Below are 22,669 nucleotides of genomic sequence, written 5' to 3' on the forward strand. Positions count from 1 at the left end.
CTGTTCTGGCTCCTCGGATTTCCGGTGTGGGTGGTCGCCCGGCTGTGCGCTCTGGTTACGTCAGTTCCTCGACGGCTGTCGTCTCCATCTGTCCGTCCCGCTCCTCGCGGGTCACTCGCAGGCGAATCCCGCGCTCGGTGTCCGTCGCCTCCACGGTGGTCACGACCTGCGGCGTGGCGTCCGGATCGAGGACCGTTACCCGGTCGTCTTCGGTGACGATTCCGTAGCCGCTCTCGACGCAGTGGCCCATGAGCGCACAGTCGCGGGTGTGGTCACGCGCCCTCGCCACCAGCTCGTCCCGCGGGTTCTTCCGGATACAGCCCACGTCCATGAGGTACCCTTCGACGGTGAGTTCGGTGTCGGCCATCGTCTCTGTCGTTCGCGCTCGCGTCGGTTGGTTCTTCGCTCGCGCTTCCCTGACACGTCGGGTATCGTCACGACCGTCGCTCGCAGCCTCGTCCCCTGCGTTACGGCCGGTACTCCGTCGTCGAGGTGAAGGGCACGATCGTCGCCGTCTGCTGGGCGACCCACGCGAGTCGGAGGACGAACGCGACGAGGAGCGCCAGCGGTGTCACGCCGAGGGCGAACGCTCCCGCGACGGCTGGAGCCAGTACCGAACTCGGGACGTTCGCGGTCGTCGCGGCGTTGTAGAGCAACAGGACGAAGCCGCTGCCGACGATGGCGGGCACGCCGACGTACAGCAGGATGCGTGAGAGATAGGCGAGTTCCTTCTGGACGTAGACGGTCTTGAAGTACTTTCGACCCACGTCGATCTGGAGGAGCGTTCGCTCGATCCGCTCCAGTTGGGTTCGCGTGGTCTCGGACAAGGCGTCCGCGTGCGTCCGCTGGATCTCGGTGATGTCGTGTATCTGGTCGGCGTGATTCGTCGTCAGCGTCGCGGCGACCACTGCGAAGATTCGACCCTGCTGGTCGTCGAGCGTTCGGTTGACCCGTCGGGCGTCTCGGACGAGCGACCGCGACAGCGACTCCAGCCGGTCCTGCAGGTCGCTGTCGGTCGCTGCCGTCGCTCGCTCGTCGAGTTTCTCCCCCTGCTCTGCGATCGTCTCGTGGAGAAATCGCAGGAACTTCCCGGGCGACGACGGACTCACCGGCGTTCCCGCCACCGACTCCACGGTGCTCCGATAGTCCAGCGTCTCCTCGATGCGAGTTCGGAGCTCACCCGGCTCGCCGAGCTCCCGTGAGAGCACGAGCTGGTTGATCGAGACCACGACCGTCAGGACAGTGAGATTGCCGGTGAGCAGCGAACTGAACAGGAAGTACACGGGGCTGTGCGCGCGGAAGACGGCGGTCCCGAACGTGACGCCGACGCCGACGAGACAGAGAAACACGAGGAGAACGAGCCCGCCCGCGATGACGAGTCTGTTCCCAGCCAGAAGGAGCCAGTTCGTGACGCCGCTCGATTCGCTGGGGCCGTCGCGAGCGTCAGCCTGGTGGGGACACATCGACGGCCCACGTACGCCGTGGGCGCGGAAAACCACTGGGTCGCGCCAGCAGCGAGACGTCGGTCTCCGACTCCCGACGGGTGTCCCCGCTTGCTGGAAGTCGACTGTTCCTGCAGTCCTCCGGGAGACGACGGCTCTCTCAGGCCGCGGCGTCGTACCCGGCGTCCTCGACGGCCGCCAGCAGCGTTTCGACGTCGGCGTCTCCCTCGACTGTCGCCGAGTCCGTTTCGTGATCGACGGTGACCGCCGCGACGCCGTCGACGGCTTCGAGCGCCTCTGTGACGGTTTGTTCGCAGTGTTCGCAACTCATGCCTTCGACAGTAAGTGTGGTGGTCATCCACTTCGATCCTATCGGTGCCAGAATTTTGCACGTTTCGCCTTCGAACCGAAAACGTGGGACACAGCGACTGCTCGCGCGCTGAACGCCGGACGGTGTACCTGACTGGCGCCCTGCTCGATCGACGGTTTCGAATCCAAAGTAAGCGCGGCGTTGCACACCGGTCTGTGAGGGGGAACTGCATTGAAGTACGAACGCGTATCTCTCAGTACCGTTTCAGACACTCGGTGTGAGTATCATGGCTACTGAGACAACTGACGGGCGACTCGTTACGATCGTGCTCGTCGTCCTCGGTGCCCTCATCGCCCTCCCGCTGCTCTTCATGGGGTTCGGGATGATGGGCGGCGGCCCGATGATGGGTGGCTGGGGCCACGGCATGTGGGGTGACGGCGGCGCAGTTCCCGGCTGGCTGGTGCTCGCCTGGCTCGGGATGCGGCTGGCGTTCCTCGCCGCGCTGATTGGCGGTGCGTACCTGCTCTATCGAACGCTCAGCGGGAACAGCGAGTCCACCGACCGCGCCATGGAGGAACTGCGCGTCGCGTACGCCCGTGGCGACCTGAGCGACGAGGAATACGAGCAACGACGCGAGGCACTGGAACGCGACTCCTGAGGCGTGCTCGTCGGCCCGTCTCTGGCACGGTGACAGCACGCCACGTGGGTGTCGGCTTTCGCTGGACGGTCGAATCAGCGGTCACACGCGGCAGAGAATTGTTACTATTAGAATATGTGTTATATTCCAACAGTCATAAATACGATACACGTTCACATTGTATCAAGGATGGGGGTATCATCCATGGAGAGAGTAGTAACACGATCGCAGCCGAGTGGGGTCGGAGTTCGCACGCAACAGCACGCAGGAACGGGGGGGAGCATCCATGGTTAAGAGCTTCGTGGTCCGGGTGATCATGGATCTCTCGATCCTGCTGCTCATCGTCGCGTCGATCGTCGAGGTGTACGCCGACGTGCGCGGTTCGGGCATGCCGGAGTTTCTCCCCGCGCCGCTGGCTGGACTGCCCTCGTGTCACCCGGCGACGGCACTGGCAGTCGCCGGCGTGGCCGGACTCGCCGTCGGCGTCCTGATGGCGCTCGACCAGCTCCCGGGTGGCCGCATGTTCGTGGGCGTGATCGCGGCCATCGCGTTCCTGTTCTCCGGCGGTTTCATCGTCGGCGACAGCGAGGAGCCCGACGGGAGTGGATACCATGGTTAAAGTCCTGATGACTGCCGGCATCGTCCTGTTGATCGCCGCTTCGCTGGTGGAGGTCGCTGCGGACGTGCGCGGTTCGGGCATGCCGGAGTTCCTGCCCGCGCCGCTCTCGGGGCTGCCGTCGAGTCATCCGGCGACCGCCCTCGGCGTCGCCGGGTTCGGCGCGCTGGTGATCGGGTTCCTCCTGCAGATCATCAGTAATCCGCTCCCTGGTGGCCGCGTCATCGTCGGCAGCATCGCCGTCCTCGCGTTCCTGCTGTCCGGCGGCTACGTCGCCGAGGAGAGCTAACCCGGACGAACCCGCCTTCTGGTTTTCACGGTCTGTCGATCTCTTCGAGCGCACCGGCGTCACAGTACGGACAGGTCGGGTCGGAGAGATCGGCCCTGTACGCGAACTGCCGCCGGCAGTGCTGGCACCGATAGCGGGCCGCCTGCTCGTGTTCTGGCGTGACTGCCTCCCTGAGGGACTCGAACAAGCCCATCGAATGTCACCCCTCGAACTTCGTACTACGTGCATATAAGCCTGCGCAGCGGTAGCACGCACCGCCCGCACAGGAGTACGGTTTTCCGCCCGTTGCCTGTAGTGACCCGTCGATGACTGAGATCGAAGACGTCGACGACTTCCGAGCGGCCTTCGTGGAACTGCTAACGGACGCCGAGCGCGCTGACGTGTCGCTCGATGCGATGACCGGCCTGCTGACGGCACATCTGGCAGCGATGCGAGGGAACGTCCGGCTCCCGCTCTCGATGCCGCCCGAGCGCGCACGCGAGTTCACGAACCGTGCTCGCGAGCACCGCGGCGAGACGATGGAGGTCGAACTCCGCATCTCCGAAGCCGTGCTCGACGATCTGGAACTCCAGCTACAGGCGTTCGCGGGCGCCGACGAGACGTCGGTGTCCGACGACACACCAGACGTCTGAGGACCGTACTCACGACTGCTCGTCAGTGATCGACGCCGGAACGAGAACGCCGTCTCCGCGTTCGACGCGGACCAGCAGGTCACCGGTCTGGAAGTCCGAGAGCGTCGGCGCACACCCCGTCGCACCCACGTCGGCCCAGCCACAGGTGTCACACACTGCCGTCTCCGCCGTGACTTGATAGGTCTCGCCGGCGCGCGTCGCGGTAACGTATCCGCGCTCGATCGGTTCGTCACAGCGCGTACACGTGAGGGCTGGCACCGTCTCGGGGAGGTCGTCGAGCGAACTCATACCGTGGCCTACGCGCGCGTCGTACAAACTCCGTCGGGTGGCCTCACTCCGTTTCGAGGTCGCCGTCCCATCCTTCGTACCCGTCCGTCAGGTTGGCGACCAGGGTGTCCTCGTCGATGCCCTCGTACGACTCGAGGATGCGAGCGGCCTGCAGCGAGCTTTCGCCGCGTTCGCAGACGAAGACGATCTCCTCGCCCCAGTCGACGTCCGCGATTCGGGCCGCGAGCTCCGGATACGGGACGTTCTCCGCACCGGGGACGTGTCCCTTGGCGAAGGCGGCCGGCACTCTCGTATCGACGACCTGTACGTCCTCGTCACGGCTGAGCTTCTCCTGTAACTGCGAAGCCGACAGCGATTCGACCATCGGTCTCCCGTTGGCACTCGCCGGCTGTAAATCCATCACCGCCGCTCGGACGACTGGTGAGTGCCTGACGGTCCGGGGTTGCCGGCAGGTGTGTGTCGTACCAACAAAGCTATAAGGTGGTGTGCTATACCATAGCATGTATGGCGTCAGCACCGAGCAACGACGAACTTTTCGACGAGTTCCTGTCCGACCGCGGGCACGAAACTGAGGTTGTCGGTTGGGACGAAAGCTATAACAAAAAGCAGTGTCCGGAGTGCGGCGGTCTTCACGACAACGGGGCGACAGAGTGCTCGGTGTGCGGGTGGGCACCAGAAGCGTAGCTACGGCCGTCAGTCGCGCATTTTTTCGGAGTCGTCGCTCGCTGTTGAGATACTTCTCAGGGAGGGTATTGCAGTCGCTCGCTGGCTAGCTGAGAACCGGCGCGTGAGAAATCAGTGGGGGTGGAAAATGACAGGGAAACACTCTGGGGGAGAGAAGGGGAGATACCAGTCGCGAGAGAGCTTCGGTAGGGTTCTGTGGGGTTACAACTCGTCGAGTGAGTCGTGGAGGAACAGGCCGAGCGCGAGGTGGTGGTACATGGCGCGCTCGATCTGTTCTCTGGCAGCGTCGTCGTCGTCCACGGAGTACTCTTTGGTCCGCACCAGTTCGTGCATCGAGAGGACGTCGTCGTTCTCGATGTCGTGGAGGCGCGGGTAGACGGTGCCTGGACTCAGCTGTGCGTCGAACAGCCGCGACAGGTCGTCGATGAGTGCTTTTCCGTGGGTCCCGTCTCGCAGCGCGATCAGCGCGATGAGGATCTCGTCGAGGTTCTGCTTGACGATCTCGTCGTCGAACGTGAACGACTCCTCGACTGCAAGCGTCTCCATGACCGAAGACAACACCTGCTCGGGATTGCTCTCGCTACCGGCCTTCGGAGCATCCGGTGAGGGTGCGTCGATTCCAGCGTCTTCGCCGGCCGATAGCTCTTCTATCAGCGTGTTCACCAGCGGACTCGTGCTCACATTATCTCCGGACATGGTACATCACTTGGACTCGATCCACACTCACTCTTCTCTGGTACCCATACATAATGCCTCCCCCGCGATTTCCGCGAATGAAAATGGGTATATAAAGGTATTTTCACGAGCTGAAAGAACCCCCAGTCGACGCCGGTCCACTCACCGGATTGCGATCAATTTCTCAGGAGTGATACCGTGCGCAATATCTTTTTACGGTGGTGCGCTGACGTGTTAGTAGTGTCCGAGGAACGCAGTATCGAGCAGGTCCTCGATACGATCGGGGACGAACACGCTCGCGAGATTCTCGCGGCTATCAGCATCGAGCCGCGCTCGGCCAAAGAACTGGCCGAGGAGTGCGATCTCTCGCTTCCGACCGTCTACCGCCGGATCGAGATCCTCGAAGAACACGAGCTCGTGAAAGACCGGACTCTGGTCGCCGACGACGGCAACCACTACAAGATCTACGAGTCGAACTTCGACAGCACCGTCATCTCCCTGGAGGAAGAAGGCGAGTACAAGGTGCGCATCTACCGCGAGGAGAACCTTCCGGACCGGTTCAGTCAGCTCTGGGACGAACTCAACCCGGAATAAACGTCCGACGTAGCTTTATATTGGACGAGTGATCAATAGCGTCCATGGTCGACATGGTGGCGCTTGCGCGGGGGCTGCTCATTCTCCTTCGTCTCGTTACGTTCGGGTTGACGCTCGGCATCACGCTGATCAGTTTCCAGGCGTACCGAAAGAAACAGTCCGACAAGCTACAGACGGCGTTCATCGGCTTCGCGTTCATCAGTATGGGCGTGGCGGTCAGCAACGTCATCACCCAGCTCGGGGCCGGTGCGGCGGACTCGTCGTTGACGACGATCTTCCTCCAGATGACCGAAACGATCCCGTTTATCGTCGGGTTCGCCATGTTGTATCTCTCGCTGTACAGGTGAGTGGACGCGCCGGCCCGCGGAAGTTGCCGTGAGCGTGGCAGAAACCCCGCGTCGGGTTGCGCCTCGAAGCCACGTTGCTTATGGGTGAGCAGGACTATTAGTGGTCCAATGACCGACACGACGCCTGAAGTGGTTCGCCTATTCGGTGGTCCGGGCAGCGGGAAGACGACGGCGCTGCTCGACCGGGTGGAAGGATTACAGGACGAGGGAGCCGACGTCAGAGACATTCTGGTCGTTTCGTACACGCGTGCAGCGGCCGCCGAGATCCGCGAACGCCTCGCCGAACGGCTCGATACGACGCCGCGAGCCCTTCGGGGGAACGTCTGTACGATGCACGCGAAAGCGTACGAGCTGCTGAACCTCTCGCGTGGCGACGTGGTCAGCGAGTCGGACAAGGAGGAGTTCTGTGACGAGTACGGCGTCGAGTACGAGGACGAGAACAAGGGGGCGCGCCGCCGAAGCGCCCGCTCGACGACCATCGGGAACAAAGTCATCGCGACCAGCCAGTGGCTCCAGCGCACCCGCCGGGACGTCGCCGACTGGTACGACGTTCCCTTCCAGTGGAACGAGGAGAAGGTGCGCCTGCCGCCCGAGATCGACGAGAACGCCCAGACCGGGAACAAGTACACCCCGACCTGGCCCTCCGACGACGACCGGATCGACGTGCCCGAGGCGATCCGGGCCTGGCGCAGCTACAAGGGGGAGAACGGCCTCGTCGGGTTCGCGGACATGCTCGAACGCGTCAAGCAGCGCTCGCTGCTCCCGAACGTCGAGTACCTGGTGATCGACGAGTTCCAGGACATCACGACCCTGCAGTACGACGTCTACGAGGAGTGGAAACCCCACATGAAGAAGATCCTCATCGCGGGCGACGACGACCAGGTCGTCTACGCCTGGCAGGGCGCCGATCCGGACCTCCTGCTGGACGAGGACGTCAGCGACGACAACATCCTGCCCAACTCCTACCGTCTCCCGTCGCGCATTCTCAACGTCGTCAACAAGGAGATCAGCCACATCGACAAGCGCCAGGAGAAAGACCTCGAACCCCGCAAGGAGGGCGGCCGGGTCAACGCCGTCCGCGGCCCGTCGATGCTCGATCTGGTGCGCAACGTCCGCGCCACCATCGAAGAGGACCCCGAGGGAACGGTCATGCTGCTGTTCCGCGCTCGCTACCAGATGTTCCAGTTCATGGACGAGTTCATCGGCGAGGGCATCCCGTTCCAGTGTCTGACCGACCAGCGGATGTGGACCGATCGGCTCACCCAGTACGTGCGCGCGGTCGAGGCGCTGGACGAGGACGAACAGGTCACCGCGCTGCAGGCTCGGCGCCTGGCCGACATGCTCGCGGACTCGGCCTTCGGGACCGGCGAACGCGACGACTTCTTCGACGCCATCGACGAGGTCAAAGAGGAGTCGGAGCTCGACGACCTCGCCGAGATCATGGTCGAACCGGAGTTCGTCCGCGAGTACGCCCCCTTCGTGCCGGACCCGCGCTCGGCCGCCGACATGCTCCGGAAAGTGACGAACTTCCAGGAGCGCACCGTCGGCGCGTACTTCCAGGGTGAGTACGAGGGGATGGACAGTTCGCGCGTTCGCCTCGGCACGATCCACTCCGCGAAGGGTCGCGAGGCCGACCACGTGTTCGTCGCCACCGACCTCACGGAGAAGGTCGTCGAGCAGATGGCCGCGACCGTCGAACAGCAGGGCCGCGACGTGCCCGGCGTCGAGGAGTTCACCAAACACACCGACCCCGTCCCGACGCTGACGGACAACGAACGCCGCGTCTTCTACGTCGGGATGAGCCGTGCCCGCGAACGGCTCGTCCTGCTCGAAGGGCTGGTCGACGGCGCGCCGACGCTTCCCGTGGACGTCCTCCTGGAAAACGAACCCAGCGAGAAGTCGATCGACCAACTCCTCGCGGAAGCCAAAGAGCCGCTAGCCGCCCAGTAAGTTACTGTTCGTCGTCGTCCGGTTCTTTCGCGACTTTCCCGACGACCGTCGCTGCAACGTCGCCAGCGACGTCCCCCGGCGTCGTGACGTACTCCTCGACGAGTACCATCAGGACGGCGAAGGCGACGAAGCCGCCGCCGACGAGGTGCTTGCCCTGCAGAAAGAAGTCGACGCCCATCATGCCGATCATCGCGGCGACCGCGACGGTCCCGAACATCGTGATCGTGCCGATGATACCCTTCCCCATCTCGTTCCGGCTTTCACAGCCGATGGCAAAAAACGATGCGACCCCACGTGACTCTGCACTGTCTTTTTCTCCGGGGACTGCGTCGAAGACGTATGGTCTCCCGCGAAACCCGCGTGTATCTCACCGGCCTCGCCCTCTCGGTACTCCTCCTCCTCGTCGCCGGGCTCGTGCTCGACGTCGGCCTCCGGACGCCCCTGGGGGTGCTCGTCAGCGTCCTGTTCTTCCCGATCATCCCGTTCCTCCTGCCCCAGCTGTATCTGGCAGCGACTGGTGACGAGACCGACAACGTCTCGCCGCGGACGCGCGTTCGCGTCAGTCTGTTCGTCTCCGGGCTGGTGGCATTCGGGCTGTCTGCGTCGATGGCGCCAGCCCAGCCCGGTCGGTGGCTCGCTGGCGGCGTCACCGCCATCCTCCTCGGCAGTCTGTTCGTCCACGAGATGGTCGTCGGCTACCGGTCCTCGTCGCTGTTCGAGAACGCCAACGGTGAATGAACAACGCCTTTCGCCCCCCACGTCCTAGCGGCGTCCATGTTTACCGGAATCGTCGAGCAGACGGGCGAGGTGCTGAGCACGGCCGACGACGAGGGCGGCCGCCGCGTGCGGGTCGAAGCCGACCTGGACGACCTCCATCACGGGCAGTCCATCGCGATCAACGGCGTCTGCCTGACCGTCGAGGAGTTCGGCTCGGACTGGTTCGACCTCTTTCTCTCCCAGGAGACCATCGAGCGGACGTACCTCGGCGACGTGACCGAGGGCGACCTGGTGAACGTCGAGCGGGCGCTGCCGGCCGACGGTCGCTTCGACGGTCACTTCGTCCAGGGCCACGTCGACGGGACCGCCGAGGTGACCGGGATCGAAGAACTCGGAGATGACTGGGAGTTCCGGTTCTCGGTGCCGGAGGACCTCGAACGCTACCTCGTCGAGAAGGGGTCGGTGACGGTGGACGGGATCAGTCTCACTATCGCGGACCTTGCCAGCGAGGCGCGAAGCGCCTCGGACAGCGCGAGCGGGCAACGCCCGCGAGCGGCGGAGGATTTCGGCGTCGCCATCATCCCCGCGACCTACGAACTGACGACGCTCTCGCAGAAGGACGTCGGCGATCCGGTCCACCTCGAGGTGGACGTCGTCGCCAAGTACGTCGAGTCGATGCTCGGGAGCGAGGCGGGCGAAGCCCAGACGCCGTACGCCGAGCGCTTCGAGGAGTAGCTACTCGAACTCGGTCTGCTCGGAGGAGATGGTGTTCCCTTTCTCGGCGCTGCTTTGCACCGAGCGGTAGGCGCTGTTGTACTTCGAGAGCTTCCGGATGAGCAGGTAGCCAAAGAGGCCGTCGTAGACGATGACGAACCCGAGGAAGACGGCGAACTCCGAGACGCCGGTGAGGATCTGCGTCAGGGCCGGCACGAGAATCGTCGCAGACGTGTTGTAGACGGCGTGGATGAGCGCGGCGATGGTGATCCCCTTGACGACGAGCGGGCCGGCGTACTTCTGGTTGAACTTCGCGAGTCCGAGGTAGTACCCCGCGAACCCGGAGTAGATCACGTGGCCCGGGCCGGCCAGCGCGCGGACCGTCGTGATGCCCGCGCCGGCGTTGATGAGGTTCATCGACTGCGACAGCGACTCGACGGACTGGGTGATGTAGAGGGCGTTCTCGATGGTGGCGAAGCCGAGGCCGGCGACGGCGCCGTACACCGCGCCGTCGATGACCGCGTCGAACGAGTCCGACCGGTAGGCGTGCAACCGGACAGCCAGCAGCTTCACGGTCTCTTCGACCGGTCCGACGACCAGGAAAAACAGGGCGATGACGCCCAGCACGGGGACGGCCCCGAAGCCGGACCCCAGGCCGGCGGCGAGCCCGCCGAGCTGGGAGTTCAACACGCCGGCAAAACCCGCAAACAGGATGCCCAACAGGAAGGTCGCGACCAGTTCCTCCAGGGGTTCGGCGGCCGTCACGTCCGCGTACCAGAGGAACGCCGCCAGGATGAACGCCGGCACGACCGACAACACGACGAAGGCGCCGACGCGCGGGTCGGTCAGCAGGCCGAGCCCACCGAGCGCGAACTGGCCGACGAGGATGAGCACCGCCAGGGAGATGACCGCCCATCTGACCGCGGACACCACCATTCCGTAGAACCAGACGGCAAACCGATCGAACGACGACCTGACCTCCCAGCCCGAAATCTCGTAGAGGTCCATCGACCCGTCGTCTCTCGCCTCGACCGGGTCGCGTCTCTCTGCCATGTCCCCCAGGTAGCCCGGCGCACACCTAACGCTTTGGCTCCTCGCCGTCAGTATGCACTCTGGTAATCGGCCGATGCCGAATAATCATTATACTCTATAAATCCGACTTAGGGGCATCCTTTTGTGTGTGAGTCGGACACAGTGGGATAATGACACGCTACAGCGCCAGTCGCGGCATCATGTACAGTGCGCCGCCGACAAAGGACGACGACGCCGACGTCGAGGCGGCGACTGACGCCGAGTCGGGCGAGCCGACGCCCGCGGACGACTGAGGGGAGTTTCTGGTCTCGCGTGCTCCGGCTGTTCGGGAGCCGTCGGCAAACGGTGGAGTTTTTCCGCTCCCGTCCGTACAGCGGCTGATGACTGTCACGGCAGGCGTCGTCGCCGTTCAGGGCGACGTCAGCGAACACGCCGACGCGATCCGGGCGGCCGCCCGCGCCCACGACGAGGAGGCCGACGTCCGCGAGATCCGCCACGCCGGTATCGTCCCCGAGTGCGATCTGCTCCTGGTGCCGGGCGGCGAGTCGACGACGATCTCCCGCTTTCTCCATCGCGAGGAAATCGCCCCCGAGATCGCGGCCCACGTCGACGCCGGGAAACCGGTGCTGGCGACCTGCGCCGGACTGATCGTTCTCTCGTCGGACGCCAACGACGACCGGGTCGAGACGCTGGACCTGCTGGACGTCTCCGTCGAGCGCAACGCTTTCGGCCGGCAGAAAGACAGCTTCGAGGCTCCGCTAGACGTGACGGGGCTCGACGACCCGTTCCACGCGGTGTTCATCCGCGCGCCGCTCATCGACGACGTGGGCGAGGCCGAGGTCCTCGCCGAGTGGGACGGCCGTCCCGTCGCCGTCCAGCAGGGGCCGGTCGTCGGGACCTCTTTCCACCCGGAACTGACGACCGACCACCGACTGCACGGACTGGCCTTCTTCGAGCACGTCACTGCGTAGCCGTCCCTGCGCGCTGACAGGTGAGCGCACAGGTGTGGGTTTTTCACGCCGCATCTCCTGCACCGGATATGGACGCGTCTATCGAGGGCGTCCGGGTCGCGGGGACGCCAACTGGCCCCGTCCCGGTCGTCCTGCTGACGACGGCTGCCGAGTCCGAGTTCCTCCCTATCTTCATCGGCTTCGACGAGGCCGCGAGCATCGCTCGCGGACTGGACGCGGAGGACGTCGACCGCCCCCTGACCCACGACCTCACGCTCGACATCGTGGAGGAACTCGGCGGCCGCGTCGAACGCGTCGTCGTCAGTGACGTCGACGACGGGACGTACCTCGCGGATCTGCACCTGGCCACGCCCCGCGAGGGGGTCGTCGTCGACGCCCGCCCGAGCGATTCCCTGGCGCTCGCGGCGCGAACGAACGCCCCCATCGAGATCGCCGAGCACGTCTTCGAGGCGGGTGGCCGCGACCCCGACGAGTTCGACGACCTGGACGACATTCGCGAAGTGATGGAAGTCTGACCACCCACCGTTTTCTCGTCGAGTTCGCGCCTGCGGCCCGAACCACTCACACCAGAAATCTCCGTTTTCTGGTTTGCTCACGAGAGCTGTGCTCTCGTGACCCTCGAAAAAATCTGTTCCCGCGAGCTTGCGAGCGGGAGCTCGGAAGAGCTTGCTCTTCCGGTGGACCAAACAGGCGGGACCTCCCTTCGTCGCCGGACTGCGTCCGGCTGCCAGAGGGACCTCCGGTCCCTCGCTGTTCGGTCCCGTGAACCGCGGCGCCGGGGGCGCCGCGGATGCTGGAGCGACCGCCCTGTGACCGCCGGTTCGCGACGCTCCTGCGAAGAAGTCATGGCCCAGTAGTGTGCAGGGGCGGGTATGGACGACACCGACGCCATCCTCGAAGAACTGTTCGCCGTCATCGAGGACCGCAAAGAGACGCTGCCCGACGACTCCTACACCGCCTCGCTGTTCACCCACGAGAAAGGCGAGAACGCCGTGCTGGAGAAACTCGGCGAGGAAGCGACGGAACTCCTCCTCGCTGCCAAGGACGACGACCGCGAGGAGATCGCCCACGAGGCCGCCGACATCGTCTATCACATGCTCGTCTTGCTCTCGATGAAGGACATGGATCTGGAAGAGCTGCGAGCGGAACTGCGCGATCGACGATAGGGGTCGCTCTGCGGACGATCAACTCCGTGATACTGCGTTTCATCTACCTGCCCGTCCGACGTCCCCGTGTCTGATTGACAACAACCCCATCTCCGAGCAACGCGTCCGACCAATACCGTTCCGCTGGCGGATACTATCCGCGAGAAGTAGTAACGAAAATAAGACCATTCCGCTGACACCGCATAATTATATTATATAATGTCTCAAAGGGACTTACATACGTCCAAAATCATGATGTATTCGCGAGTGAATATGACATATGATTCGTCTAATTTTTAACCCGGGTGTTCAAATTGCCAGGTAGTAACATGGCAGACGAGGTCGACCCATTCGAATCACTTCAGGAACAGATCGACGACGCGGCACAGTACGTCGACATCGAGGACGGCATGCTCCAGCGCCTCAAGAACCCAGAGCGCGTGCTGGAGACGAACCTGACCGTGGAGATGGACGACGGCTCGACGGAGATTTTCCGTGCCTACCGGTCGCAGTTCAACGGTGACCGCGGGCCGTACAAAGGCGGCATCCGGTACCACCCGGACGTCAACCGCCAGGAAGTGAAGGCGCTGTCCGGCTGGATGGCGTACAAGACGGCCGTCGTCGGTATCCCGCTCGGCGGCGGGAAAGGCGGCATCGTCATCGACCCGAGCGAGTACTCCGAGACCGAACTCGAACGCGTCACGCGGTCGTTCGCGACCGAGCTCCGCCCGTTCATCGGTGAGGACAAGGACATCCCCGCGCCGGACGTCAACACTGGCCAGCGGGAGATGAACTGGATCAAGGACACCTACGAGACGCTGGAGAACACGACCGAGCCCGGCGTCATCACGGGCAAGGCGATCGAGGACGGCGGCAGCGAGGGTCGCGTCGAGGCGACGGGCCGCTCGACCGTGCTCGCCGCCCGCGAGGCCTTCGAGTACCGCGACGAGGACATCGCGGACGCGACCGTCGCGATCCAGGGCTACGGGAACGCCGGGTGGATCACGGCGAAGCTCGTCGACGAGATGGGCGCAACCGTCGTCGCCGTCTCCGACTCCAGCGGCGGCATCTACAGCGAGGACGGCTTCGATCCGGTCGCCGTCAAGGACTTCAAGCGCGAGACCGGGAGCGTCGTCGACTACCACGGCGCCGACGAGGCGATCACAAACGACGAACTCCTCACGATGGACGTCGATCTGCTCGTGCCCGCCGCGCTGGGCAACGCCATCGACGCCGACCTGGCCGAGGACGTCCAGGCCGACGTGATCTCGGAGGCCGCGAACGGCCCGATCACGCCCGACGCCGACGAAGTGCTCGCCGAGAAAGACGTCATCGTGATCCCCGACATCCTCGCCAACGCGGGCGGTGTCACCGTCTCCTACTTCGAGTGGGTGCAGAACCGCCAGCGCTTCCACTGGACGGAACAGCGCGTCAACGAGGAACTCGAAGACGTCATCGTCGAGCAGTTCTGGAACCTCGTCGACGCCTACGAGGAACACGACCTCTCGACGCTCCGCGTCGCCGCCTACGTCGTCGCGCTCGGCCGCGTCGACGCCGCCGCCGAAGAGTTCGGCCCGTGGCCGTGACGCTGCGATAATTCCGCTTTCCGCTTTTTTCTACCGCGCGAGCAACGCCCCGACGGCACCGCCGATCGCGCTGTCCAGCGCGAGGACGACGGCGATGACGACGCCGACGACGAACACGCCCGCGCCGACGAAGCCGCCGACGGGGCCGGCACCGATCGTCCCGATGAAGCCGGCGCCCAGGCCGAACAGCAGCGCGAGGACGATGCCGCCGATGGCGCCCGCGAGCAGGCCGTGCCAGAGGCCGTTCCCGATGCCGCCGCCGGCGACGTAGCCCGCCGCGAACCCGCCGATGAGGCCCGCGCCGATGTGGCCAACGACGGGCAGCGTGAACGCGACGACTCCGGCGACGATGCTGACGAGAAAGCCGATGCCGACGGCGCGCCAGTTTGTCATACCCGTCCGTAGGGCGTCTGGGGAGAAAAACTGCGCTGTCACCCTCGTTGCCGCCCGGTTGCGGGTCGTGGGCCGACCACGCACGGTGGCCCCTCTCAGGGCGAGTCCAAACGGACGCCCTTTTATGGCCGTCCCTGTTACGAGGACCAAATGATTCTCGAGGACCTTCCGACGACGCCGACGTCGGAGGAGCTGATCGACAAGGCCTTCTCCCGGGCGGCCCGCGCGGGGCGAGCGAAATCCGGGTACGAGGCACAGCAGTCGATGCTCCAGACGGCGTCGAACATCATCTCTGACAACCTCGAGAACGTCGTCACGACCTGGCCCGACATCGACACGCTCGATCCGTTCTACTACGAACTCGTCGACGCCATCGTGGGCGTCGACGACCTGCGCCAGCACCTCTCGGAACTCACCTGGGCCTCCCGGAAGGCCGACGAGATCCGCGACGAGTACCAGACCCGCTTCCGGAACGTCGACGCCGAGGGCGCCAAGAAGCTCCGCAAACAGGCGTTCGCTCGTCTCGCCGACATCGTCGAGGAAGTCGAGGGCGACCTCACGGCCGTGAGCGAGGCCCGCGACGACCTGCGCGACGTCCCGGACATCCGTCCGGACGAGCCGACCATCGTCGTCGCCGGCTACCCGAACGTCGGGAAGTCCTCGTTCGTCAACGACGTCACGAACGCGCGCAACGAGACGGCATCCTACCCGTTCACGACCACGGAGATCCGGGTGGGCCACATCGAGCGCGACCACATCCGCTACCAGCTCGTGGACACGCCCGGACTGCTCGACCGGCCGCCGGAGGATCGCAACGAGATCGAGTCCCAGGCGGTCAGCGCAGTCGAACACCTCGCCGACTCGGTGCTCGTCTTCATCGACGCCAGCGCCGAGTGTGGCTTCCCGCTCGACGCCCAGCTGGAGCTCCGCGACGCCATCGCCGAGCAGTTCGACGACGTGCCCGTGCTGACGATCTGTAACAAGAGCGACCGCTCACGCGACGTCGACGCCGACCACTACATGAGCGTCACCGAGGGCGAGAACGTCCAGGGCGTCCTCGACGCGGCCGTCGAGGCCGTCGGCTACGAGCCGGAACTCCCCTTCGACGAGAACTAGTTTTCAGTTACCCTGCTCGGTCGTCACGTACCGGACCTGCGTCTCGATGTTTCGGCCAACGGTGCGGTCGATGCGGGCGTCGATCCTGGTCGCCAGTCCGCTGACTCGCTCGCCGTTCTCCGGGGGGACGCCGACGGTGACGACGACCCGGTCGGGCTGTCGCAACAGCACCTGATCTGAGAACTGGACCTCCGTCGATAGGAGCGTCGCGGACTCGGTGCCGGCGAGGACCGTCTCCACGTCGTCGCGGATCTCGTTTTCGGTCACGGCGTTCTGGTACGAGTTGTATGTGACGCCGCCGAGGAACAGCGAGAGGACGGCGATGGCGGTCACGAGGACGGCGACGCGCTTGAGCATCGTACTGCGCGTCTCGTCGAACCGGAACCACCGCTCCGGGCGGTAGCCGTTGTACCAGAGCACGCCGATCGCGGCGAGGTTGATCGAGAGCCCGTTGACCAGTGCGAGGACGCCAGAGCCGACGCTGACCATGGGGAGTCCCCAGGCGATGCCGATGCCGACGGTCGCGGCCGGCGGGATGAGCGCGACGGCGATCATCACGCCGACGATCGCAGAGGAGATCCCCGTCGCGAGACTTACCGCCCCCGCGATCCCGGCCCCGAACGCGATGGCCAGCGAGAGGAAGTCCGGTGCCAGGCGCTCCTGGATCTCCGGGACTGACGTGATCTCGATGCCCGGTGGAACGAGGTGGGCGTATCTGACGAACGCAGCGAACGCGGCGGCACTGACGACGGCGAGGCCCATGCCGAGCACCTGGAGTTTGACTCCCCTGACGAACAGCTCCTGATCGTCGATCACGGTTCCGACGCTGGCGGCCATCGCCGGGCCGATGAGCGGGGCGATGACCATCGAGCCCACGACGACGGCGGGCGAGTCGAGCAACAGTCCCCCCGTCGCGATGACGGCGCTGATGACCGTCATCGCGACGTAGGTGCGCAGCGTCGGCGCGAGTTCGCTGGCTCGCGTCTCCAGTTCCTCGCGGGCGATGCGGTCTTCGTCTTCCTCTTCGGCGTAGTGGCTCTCCAGCTCCTCGAATCGACGAGAGATGACCGTGCTGGCCTCCATGACGACGGTGTACGCCTGCTCGTCGATGCCGGCCTCCCGAAGCCGTTCGAGGATCGGCTCGACTGCTGGGGTCGGCACCGGTGCGTAGACGATGGCGGTGTACTCCCGGCCGCTGGTCTCGTCAGTGACGACGTAGTCGACGCCCTCGTCGTCGAGCGCGGTGAGCACTGCGTCGCGCTTCCCCGTCGGAATGGTGACCTGGAGGAGCCGCACACTCGCCTCTCGCACGGCGGCGGCAAATACGTGGGGGACTACGCCGCGATCGCTCCGCGCCGCCGCTCGGGATCACTCGACCGATTCGAAGCGGATCGGCAACTGCTCGACGCCGTGGAGGAAGGAACTCGACACCGGGGGCCTCTCCTCGGCGACGCACTGGATCCCCTCGGCGCGGTCGAGCAGCCGCCCCAGACTGATGCGAGCTTCGAGCCGAGCTAGCGGGGCCCCCAGACAGAAGTGGACGCCGTGGCCGAAGGCGATGTGCTGGTTCGGGCGCCGCTCCGGCTGGAACTCGTCGGGGTCGTCGAACTGGGACTCGTCGCGGTTGGCCGACCCGAGCCAGGTGACGACCAGGTCCCCACTTTCGATCGTCTCGCCGCGGAGTTCCACGTCGGTCGTCGCCACGCGCGAGAGCGCCTGAACCGGCGACCGGTAGCGCAACACCTCCTCGATCGCTGCCGCGAGCACGTCCCGGTCGGCCGCGAGTTCGTCGTACAGCTCCGGCCGCTCGTCAAAACAGCGAATGGCGTTCCCGATGAGGTTTGTGGTCGTGACGTTGCCGGCGACGAGCAGCAGGATGCAGTACCCCAGGACGTCTTCGTCGGTCAGGCGGTGGCCGTCGGGGTCGGTCGTCGCGATGTGAGTGATCAGATCGTCCTCGGGGATCGCGCGGCGCTGTTTGATGAGGTCCTCGAAGTACGCCCGGAGCTCGCGGATCGTCTCCTCCTGGCGTTCGATGATCGTCTGTGGGTCGGCGGCGGCGCTGACGTCGGCGACCAGCACGTCAGACCACTGCTTGAACCGGTCGCGGTCGTCGGCCGGGACTCCGAGCAACTCCGCGATGACGATGACCGGAAGCGGATACGCCAGGTCCTCGACGACGTCCATCTCGCCGTCGGCCAGCCGCTCGTCGAGTAACTCGTCGGCGATCTCTCTGACGTGGGGTGCGAGCGCGCCGATCGCGCCGGGCTGGAACTGATCGTCGACGACGTCCCGCAACCAGGTGTGACGGGGCGGGTCGCTCCGGAGGATGCTTCGCTGGAGCGGCCTGAACAGGTCCTCGTCGGGGAACTCGAACACGTCCGCTCTGGCGACGTCCGAGGAGAACGACTCGGTGTCGGCGAGTACCCGCTTCGTGTCGTCGTATCTGAAGACGTCCCAGACTTGACGGTCGTCGTCGTACCGGACCGGTGCCTCGGTTCGCATCTCCCGGTACCAGTCGAACGGCTCAAGTCGCGCCGCGCGCGACGAGAGCGCAGCCGGCATCGGGAGGAACTGTCGCTGAGTCGCTGCGGCCATCCCCGGACTGGAGGCCTGCCAGCCGTGTAACTATAGAGTGGTTACTCCCCGGTGGCCTCCAGTAAGCCCGGAGTGGCGTCGGTAAGGCCGGCTTAGTTCGGCCGATCGGGGCCCGACGGCCGCCGCTCGCCACGCTTATCAGCGGCTGTCGCCTAGCCGCGCCCATGTTCGAGTCGCGGCCGGATCGGAGTGCCGAAGTCGTCCTCGTCGGACGGTCCAACGTCGGGAAGTCGACGTTGATGCGCGAACTGACCGGCCACACGTTCGATACCGGCCAGCGCCCCGGCGTGACCCGCCAACCGAACCACTACGACTGGACCAGCGAGGATTTCGTCATCACGGACCTCCCGGGTTTCGGTTTCATGTCGGGCGTCCCCGACGACGTTCGCGAAGAGATCAAGACGGACATCGTCCGCTACCTGGAGGAACACGCCGAGAAGATCCTCGCTGCCGTCCTCGTCGTCGACGGGAAGTCGGTCATCGACATCATCGACCGTCACTCCGGTCCCGACGAGATCCCGCACGACGTGGAGATGTTCCACTTCCTGCGGGAACTGGAGATCCCCGTCGTCGTCGCGGTCAACAAGATGGACAAGGTCGACGACCGCGACGAGCGACTGAACGAGCTCTGTGACCGTCTCGGACTCTACCCGCCCTGGAAGCAGTGGCAGGACACGATCGCTCCCATCACGGCCAAACGCGGCAGTATCGAGCCGCTCACCGACGCCGTCCGGGACCACCTCCACGAGCAGCAACGCGACGACCTGCTGCAGTTCTTCTGAGAGTCCCGCGCCTGTCGCCCGCCCTTTGATTATCAACAACGAAAACAGAACCGTTCGGACGATCTCTCGCTGTCCGTGCTGGTGGCTGGAATAGTTACAGCTAGCGCTCGTAGCGTGGAAAACGGGGGTAGAGGGGTGTTGGGGGTGGCACCCGAAACGAGGGTGCACGCGGATATTCATACTTGATAATATTCAACGTTTCGGCTAGTTCACACCCCGGATGGGGGTGGAACGGCCGATGGGGCTTAGTGGGTGGGTGTCGTAGCCCCGCGTGTGACGACGCCCGCATCCGAGTCGGACCCCGCTTCGCCGACGGTCCGGACGGCGGTAACGGCTGACCTGCTGGCGATCTTCCGGATCGAGAAGGCTTCGTTCCCGCAACCGTGGCCGTTCGCTGCGTTCGAGCGTTACGTCGACGAACCGGGTTTTCTCGTCGCGGAACTCGGCCCCGGAATCGCGGGCTACGTGGTCGCCGACGCGGTCCCGAACCACGGGCGGCCGCTGGGCCACATCAAAGACATCGCCGTCCATCCCGACCACCGCGGTGAGGGGATCGGCTCGTTGCTGCTGGAGCGGGCGATCGGCGTGCTGGCAGCCCAGGGAATCGATTCGGTGAAACTCGAAGTGCGGGAGTCCAACGACACGGCACGCTCGCTGTACGAGACGTTCGGCTTCGAGCACGCCCGGACGATTCCCCGGTACTACGACAACGGCGAGGATGCCCTCGTGATGCTCGCGGACCTCACCGTTGACAACTGATTTCTGTTTTCGCACCCTTCCCGCGAGTATGGGATACGCCTGTCCGGTGTGTGACGACCCCCAGGCCGACGCCGAACACCTCGCGAACCACCTCGCGTTCACAGCGATGCTGGGCGACGCCGACCACGAGGCGTGGCTCGACGAGCACGCCCCAGACTGGAGCGAGCGCGACGCCGACGCGCTCTCGGCGATCGTCACCGAACACGCCGAGGAGAAAGAGTACCCTCAGGTGTTCGAGGACACCGTCGACCGACGGTCGACGAGCAGCCGGACGCAGTCCGGCGACGCGACGGACCACGATCACGAGCACGGCCGGGACCCCGCCCACGAACGCTCGGGTGCGCTGTTCGACGACGAACCGCAGTTCGCCGCCGACGCCAGAGAACGCGCCCAGGGGGGCCGGGAACTCGACGCCGACGCCGAACGCATCCTCGAAGACGCCCGCGAAATGACGGAGCGGATGCTCGAGGATGCGGACGAAGCCGAAAACGAGTAACGGCAGCGACGCCCACTTCCAGCCATGCACACCGAGGGACTGCTCGCACCGGCGACCGCCGACGCGGCGCGCGACCGGTACGAGGCAGTGGGACCGACCGCCCAGACCACCGTCAGTGAGGTGGCCAAGGCGATGGACTTCGACAAGGACGAGTACGACGACCGCGTCACCGGTGCCGTCGTCGAGACCGCACGGGAGGCCATCTTCGCCTCGCTGCTCGAAGTTCGGGTGGGTTCCCGCGAGGAGTTCGACGACTGGTGCGATGACCACCCCGACTTCGAAGTCGAGACGATCGGCAGCGAGAACGTCGACAACGTCGTCTGGCACGCCGTCCCGTTCGCCGAGACCGTCGTCGCCGCCACCTTCCAGGACCGCGAGGCGGCCGCCGTCGGCACGCTCCGCCGCCAGGCGTTCGGCAGCGTCTACCGCGAGATCGTGACCGAGACGGCCTGAGGCGACGGTGGATTTCGGCACGATTTTCCGCTCGCTACACCTACCGCGAGTATGCGCCGCGTCACGCGGAACTTCGTTCTCGGCATCCTGCTCGTCGTCGCGCTCCTGCTCGCGCTCGGTGCCCTCCCGAGCTATCTCAAGAGCGGCGATCCCTACTATCTCACCGCCACGCCCGTCGCGGAGAACCGGACCGCCATCGACAGTGCCGACCTGGCGCCGGACCGGTACCCCTACACCACGGGTGCGCTGGCCAACGCCTCCGCCAACGAGACCGGCCAGTCGGACCCCTACTGGAAGGGGCCGATCGGCATCAAGGGCGCGTTCACCCACTCGCCGTTCGACGAACGCGACGCACTCACGCAGCGGAACACCAGCGCAGTCGACGGTGACACCGTCTACGTCCGACAGAACAATACGGTTTACCGCCTGGACATTACACAACAACCGTGACTGACGACGATACCGACCGCGTCCCCGGACAGTTCGATCCCGACCGCGAGCCCGCTCGCGCGCCCCCGGACCACGACTGGCCGGTCACCGAATCCGAGGCCGAGTACGACACCGGGTGGTACACCGGCGGCTACGACCGCGTCGAACAGCCCGACGGCTCCGAGAAGTCCTATTACTGGGCCGATCTCCCGCCAGCGGTCGTCGTCGTCGCGACCGTCGAAGGCCCCGGCGTACACGGCGGCGAGGGCATCGACCACCTCGTGATGGTCGACCAGTTCCGGCCGACCATCCGCGAGCAGTGTCTCGAACTCCCCGCCGGCATCGTCGAGGACGGCGAGTCCTACACGACCGCCGGCGCGCGCGAACTCCGCGAGGAGACCGGCTTCGACGCGGCCGGCGTCTCCCTGCTCGAAGAGTTCTGGTGTTCGACCGGCGTCCTCCGGCACCGCCGCGGCATCGTCTTCGCCGAGGGGCTGGAACCGGTCGAGACCGACCTGGACGACAACGAGTTCCTCGACGTGACGACCGTCCCCGTCGAGGACGCCCTCGACGTCGCCCGCCGCGACCCCGCCAACGACGCCACCATCGAGGGAATCCTGCTGGCGAAAGCGGAGGGACTGCTCTGATGGTCGACGAGATCACCGGCGAGGAACTCCAGGATCGCCTCGACGAGGACGGCCTCCGCATCGTCGACATCCGCTCGCCCCACGGGTTCCGCCACGGCCACATCCCCGACAGCGAGAACCTCCCGCTACAGCAACTGGCGACGCAGGTCGACCGGCTCGCGGACGCCGACCGCATCGTCACGGTGTGCCCCCACGGCAAATCGAGCATTCAGGCCGCTCGGCTCATCAATTCCTACGAAGGTATCGACGACGGGACGGCCGTCAGCCTCGCGGGCGGACTCGAAGCGTGGGACGGCCCCGTGGCAACCGCTGACGGCGGTTCGGACTCGGAACCCGACGAGGGGCCGTCGGCTCCGTTCTGAGTTTA

Annotated in this window: 35 protein-coding genes; 23 read left to right on the forward strand and 12 right to left on the reverse strand. The window is 65.3% G+C overall.

The genetic code is table 11. From position 1 onward, the window contains the following. Window positions 1-55 precede the first annotated feature (55 nt). From MU553_RS18375 to MU553_RS18385, 3 genes are all read right to left on the reverse strand, one after another. On the reverse strand, window positions 56-367 hold the full coding sequence (locus MU553_RS18375; protein ID WP_247380386.1) for a hypothetical protein: 312 nt from the start codon (window positions 365-367) through the stop codon (window positions 56-58). A gap of 100 nt (window positions 368-467) precedes the next feature. Beyond that, window positions 468-1,463 (reverse strand): DUF7972 family membrane protein, encoded by a 996-nt coding sequence (locus MU553_RS18380; protein WP_247380387.1) that lies wholly within the window; start codon window positions 1,461-1,463, stop codon window positions 468-470. A gap of 139 nt (window positions 1,464-1,602) precedes the next feature. After that, entirely contained in the window at window positions 1,603-1,800 is a 198-nt protein-coding gene (locus MU553_RS18385) for a CopZ family metallochaperone (protein WP_247380389.1), read from the reverse strand. A 238-nt stretch (window positions 1,801-2,038) separates the two neighbouring features. Between MU553_RS18385 and MU553_RS18390 the strand changes: the two genes are divergently transcribed. The 3 genes from MU553_RS18390 (at window position 2,039) to MU553_RS18400 (ending at window position 3,294) form a co-directional block, all read left to right on the forward strand. Beyond that, window positions 2,039-2,410 carry an SHOCT domain-containing protein gene (locus tag MU553_RS18390; protein ID WP_247380391.1) on the forward strand — a complete coding sequence of 124 codons (372 nt, stop codon included), beginning with the start codon at window positions 2,039-2,041 and terminating at the stop codon, window positions 2,408-2,410. Window positions 2,411-2,675: 265 nt separating this feature from the next. Then, window positions 2,676-3,008: a hypothetical protein gene (locus tag MU553_RS18395; RefSeq protein WP_247380392.1), complete on the forward strand. Its 333-nt coding sequence runs from the start codon at window positions 2,676-2,678 to the stop codon at window positions 3,006-3,008. Continuing rightward, window positions 3,001-3,294: a hypothetical protein gene (locus MU553_RS18400; RefSeq protein WP_247380394.1), complete on the forward strand. Its 294-nt coding sequence runs from the start codon at window positions 3,001-3,003 to the stop codon at window positions 3,292-3,294. Before MU553_RS18395 ends, MU553_RS18400 begins: the two co-directional genes overlap by 8 nt. Window positions 3,295-3,319: 25 nt before the next feature. Here MU553_RS18400 and MU553_RS18405 read toward each other — a convergent pair whose 3' ends face one another. Further along, complete coding sequence (locus tag MU553_RS18405; RefSeq protein ID WP_247380396.1) at window positions 3,320-3,487, reverse strand: hypothetical protein; 168 nt, start codon at window positions 3,485-3,487, stop codon at window positions 3,320-3,322. 112 nt (window positions 3,488-3,599) lie between these two features. On the opposite strand from MU553_RS18405, the gene MU553_RS18410 reads away from it, so the two are divergent. Further along, window positions 3,600-3,926 carry a hypothetical protein gene (locus tag MU553_RS18410; protein WP_247380398.1) on the forward strand — a complete coding sequence of 109 codons (327 nt, stop codon included), beginning with the start codon at window positions 3,600-3,602 and terminating at the stop codon, window positions 3,924-3,926. A gap of 9 nt (window positions 3,927-3,935) precedes the next feature. On the opposite strand, the gene MU553_RS18415 is transcribed toward MU553_RS18410, so the two are convergent. Both MU553_RS18415 and MU553_RS18420 read right to left on the reverse strand, forming a co-directional pair. Continuing rightward, window positions 3,936-4,214: a hypothetical protein gene (locus MU553_RS18415; RefSeq protein ID WP_247380400.1), complete on the reverse strand. Its 279-nt coding sequence runs from the start codon at window positions 4,212-4,214 to the stop codon at window positions 3,936-3,938. A 43-nt stretch (window positions 4,215-4,257) separates the two neighbouring features. Beyond that, on the reverse strand, window positions 4,258-4,614 hold the full coding sequence (locus tag MU553_RS18420; protein ID WP_247380402.1) for a rhodanese-like domain-containing protein: 357 nt from the start codon (window positions 4,612-4,614) through the stop codon (window positions 4,258-4,260). A gap of 104 nt (window positions 4,615-4,718) precedes the next feature. Here MU553_RS18420 and MU553_RS18425 point away from each other — a divergent pair, with 104 nt between their 5' ends. Continuing rightward, on the forward strand, window positions 4,719-4,898 hold the full coding sequence (locus MU553_RS18425) for an HVO_0416 family zinc finger protein (RefSeq protein ID WP_247380404.1): 180 nt from the start codon (window positions 4,719-4,721) through the stop codon (window positions 4,896-4,898). 201 nt (window positions 4,899-5,099) lie between these two features. Here the strand turns inward: MU553_RS18425 and MU553_RS18430 are convergent, their stop codons facing one another. Continuing rightward, window positions 5,100-5,594, reverse strand: coding sequence for a helix-turn-helix domain-containing protein (locus tag MU553_RS18430; RefSeq protein WP_247380406.1), 495 nt, complete (start codon window positions 5,592-5,594; stop codon window positions 5,100-5,102). A gap of 219 nt (window positions 5,595-5,813) precedes the next feature. Between MU553_RS18430 and MU553_RS18435 the strand changes: the two genes are divergently transcribed. The 3 genes from MU553_RS18435 (at window position 5,814) to MU553_RS18445 (ending at window position 8,464) form a co-directional block, all read left to right on the forward strand. After that, window positions 5,814-6,167 carry an ArsR/SmtB family transcription factor gene (locus tag MU553_RS18435; RefSeq protein ID WP_247380409.1) on the forward strand — a complete coding sequence of 118 codons (354 nt, stop codon included), beginning with the start codon at window positions 5,814-5,816 and terminating at the stop codon, window positions 6,165-6,167. 44 nt (window positions 6,168-6,211) lie between these two features. Then, entirely contained in the window at window positions 6,212-6,514 is a 303-nt protein-coding gene (locus tag MU553_RS18440) for a DUF7521 family protein (protein WP_247380411.1), read from the forward strand. A 108-nt stretch (window positions 6,515-6,622) separates the two neighbouring features. Beyond that, window positions 6,623-8,464 (forward strand): UvrD-helicase domain-containing protein, encoded by a 1,842-nt coding sequence (locus tag MU553_RS18445; RefSeq protein ID WP_247380413.1) that lies wholly within the window; start codon window positions 6,623-6,625, stop codon window positions 8,462-8,464. Between the two features lies 1 nt (window position 8,465). On the opposite strand, the gene MU553_RS18450 is transcribed toward MU553_RS18445, so the two are convergent. Then, the gene (locus tag MU553_RS18450; RefSeq protein WP_247380416.1) at window positions 8,466-8,711 is read right to left on the reverse strand and encodes a DUF7533 family protein; all 246 of its coding nucleotides are present in this window, start codon (window positions 8,709-8,711) and stop codon (window positions 8,466-8,468) included. 92 nt (window positions 8,712-8,803) lie between these two features. Between MU553_RS18450 and MU553_RS18455 the strand changes: the two genes are divergently transcribed. Beyond that, window positions 8,804-9,202: a hypothetical protein gene (locus MU553_RS18455; RefSeq protein WP_247380417.1), complete on the forward strand. Its 399-nt coding sequence runs from the start codon at window positions 8,804-8,806 to the stop codon at window positions 9,200-9,202. Between the two features lie 36 nt (window positions 9,203-9,238). Next, window positions 9,239-9,916 (forward strand): riboflavin synthase, encoded by a 678-nt coding sequence (locus tag MU553_RS18460; RefSeq protein ID WP_247380419.1) that lies wholly within the window; start codon window positions 9,239-9,241, stop codon window positions 9,914-9,916. On the opposite strand, the gene MU553_RS18465 is transcribed toward MU553_RS18460, so the two are convergent. After that, a complete protein-coding gene (locus MU553_RS18465) occupies window positions 9,917-10,948 on the reverse strand; it encodes a PrsW family intramembrane metalloprotease (protein ID WP_247380421.1) in 1,032 nt (343 codons plus the stop codon). Between the two features lie 149 nt (window positions 10,949-11,097). On the opposite strand from MU553_RS18465, the gene MU553_RS23655 reads away from it, so the two are divergent. From MU553_RS23655 to MU553_RS18485, 5 genes are all read left to right on the forward strand, one after another. After that, the gene (locus tag MU553_RS23655; RefSeq protein WP_282594366.1) at window positions 11,098-11,220 is read left to right on the forward strand and encodes a hypothetical protein; all 123 of its coding nucleotides are present in this window, start codon (window positions 11,098-11,100) and stop codon (window positions 11,218-11,220) included. A gap of 87 nt (window positions 11,221-11,307) precedes the next feature. Next, complete coding sequence (gene pdxT, locus MU553_RS18470; protein ID WP_247380423.1) at window positions 11,308-11,898, forward strand: pyridoxal 5'-phosphate synthase glutaminase subunit PdxT; 591 nt, start codon at window positions 11,308-11,310, stop codon at window positions 11,896-11,898. Between the two features lie 68 nt (window positions 11,899-11,966). Continuing rightward, window positions 11,967-12,413: a bifunctional nuclease family protein gene (locus MU553_RS18475; protein WP_247380425.1), complete on the forward strand. Its 447-nt coding sequence runs from the start codon at window positions 11,967-11,969 to the stop codon at window positions 12,411-12,413. Window positions 12,414-12,770: 357 nt separating this feature from the next. Continuing rightward, window positions 12,771-13,064 carry a phosphoribosyl-ATP diphosphatase gene (gene hisE / locus MU553_RS18480; protein WP_247380427.1) on the forward strand — a complete coding sequence of 98 codons (294 nt, stop codon included), beginning with the start codon at window positions 12,771-12,773 and terminating at the stop codon, window positions 13,062-13,064. Window positions 13,065-13,372: 308 nt separating this feature from the next. Continuing rightward, window positions 13,373-14,629 carry a Glu/Leu/Phe/Val family dehydrogenase gene (locus tag MU553_RS18485; protein ID WP_247380429.1) on the forward strand — a complete coding sequence of 419 codons (1,257 nt, stop codon included), beginning with the start codon at window positions 13,373-13,375 and terminating at the stop codon, window positions 14,627-14,629. 30 nt (window positions 14,630-14,659) lie between these two features. Here MU553_RS18485 and MU553_RS18490 read toward each other — a convergent pair whose 3' ends face one another. Further along, on the reverse strand, window positions 14,660-15,022 hold the full coding sequence (locus MU553_RS18490) for a DUF5518 domain-containing protein (protein WP_247380431.1): 363 nt from the start codon (window positions 15,020-15,022) through the stop codon (window positions 14,660-14,662). Between the two features lie 150 nt (window positions 15,023-15,172). Between MU553_RS18490 and MU553_RS18495 the strand changes: the two genes are divergently transcribed. Beyond that, entirely contained in the window at window positions 15,173-16,138 is a 966-nt protein-coding gene (locus tag MU553_RS18495) for an NOG1 family protein (RefSeq protein WP_247380432.1), read from the forward strand. Between the two features lie 3 nt (window positions 16,139-16,141). Here the strand turns inward: MU553_RS18495 and MU553_RS18500 are convergent, their stop codons facing one another. Both MU553_RS18500 and MU553_RS18505 read right to left on the reverse strand, forming a co-directional pair. Further along, window positions 16,142-17,434 (reverse strand): TIGR00341 family protein, encoded by a 1,293-nt coding sequence (locus MU553_RS18500; RefSeq protein ID WP_247380435.1) that lies wholly within the window; start codon window positions 17,432-17,434, stop codon window positions 16,142-16,144. 72 nt (window positions 17,435-17,506) lie between these two features. Next, window positions 17,507-18,736 carry a cytochrome P450 gene (locus tag MU553_RS18505; protein WP_247380437.1) on the reverse strand — a complete coding sequence of 410 codons (1,230 nt, stop codon included), beginning with the start codon at window positions 18,734-18,736 and terminating at the stop codon, window positions 17,507-17,509. 164 nt (window positions 18,737-18,900) lie between these two features. On the opposite strand from MU553_RS18505, the gene engB reads away from it, so the two are divergent. From engB to MU553_RS18540, 7 genes are all read left to right on the forward strand, one after another. Then, a complete protein-coding gene (gene engB, locus MU553_RS18510; RefSeq protein ID WP_247380439.1) occupies window positions 18,901-19,518 on the forward strand; it encodes a GTP-binding protein EngB in 618 nt (205 codons plus the stop codon). Between the two features lie 273 nt (window positions 19,519-19,791). Continuing rightward, complete coding sequence (rimI, locus tag MU553_RS18515; protein WP_247380441.1) at window positions 19,792-20,277, forward strand: ribosomal protein S18-alanine N-acetyltransferase; 486 nt, start codon at window positions 19,792-19,794, stop codon at window positions 20,275-20,277. Between the two features lie 28 nt (window positions 20,278-20,305). Then, entirely contained in the window at window positions 20,306-20,773 is a 468-nt protein-coding gene (locus tag MU553_RS18520; RefSeq protein WP_247380443.1) for a DUF5810 domain-containing protein, read from the forward strand. Window positions 20,774-20,797: 24 nt separating this feature from the next. Further along, the gene (locus MU553_RS18525; RefSeq protein ID WP_247380446.1) at window positions 20,798-21,226 is read left to right on the forward strand and encodes a DUF5809 family protein; all 429 of its coding nucleotides are present in this window, start codon (window positions 20,798-20,800) and stop codon (window positions 21,224-21,226) included. A 51-nt stretch (window positions 21,227-21,277) separates the two neighbouring features. After that, the gene (locus MU553_RS18530) at window positions 21,278-21,676 is read left to right on the forward strand and encodes a hypothetical protein (RefSeq protein WP_247380447.1); all 399 of its coding nucleotides are present in this window, start codon (window positions 21,278-21,280) and stop codon (window positions 21,674-21,676) included. Continuing rightward, window positions 21,673-22,302, forward strand: a complete 630-nt coding sequence (locus MU553_RS18535) for an NUDIX hydrolase (RefSeq protein ID WP_247380449.1) — start codon at window positions 21,673-21,675, stop codon at window positions 22,300-22,302. Before MU553_RS18530 ends, MU553_RS18535 begins: the two co-directional genes overlap by 4 nt. Further along, window positions 22,302-22,664 (forward strand): rhodanese-like domain-containing protein, encoded by a 363-nt coding sequence (locus MU553_RS18540; protein WP_247380451.1) that lies wholly within the window; start codon window positions 22,302-22,304, stop codon window positions 22,662-22,664. The genes MU553_RS18535 and MU553_RS18540 overlap by 1 nt, the downstream gene beginning before the upstream one ends. Window positions 22,665-22,669: the final 5 nt, after the last annotated feature.

The sequence above is a fragment of the Halorientalis brevis genome (genome assembly GCF_023077655.1).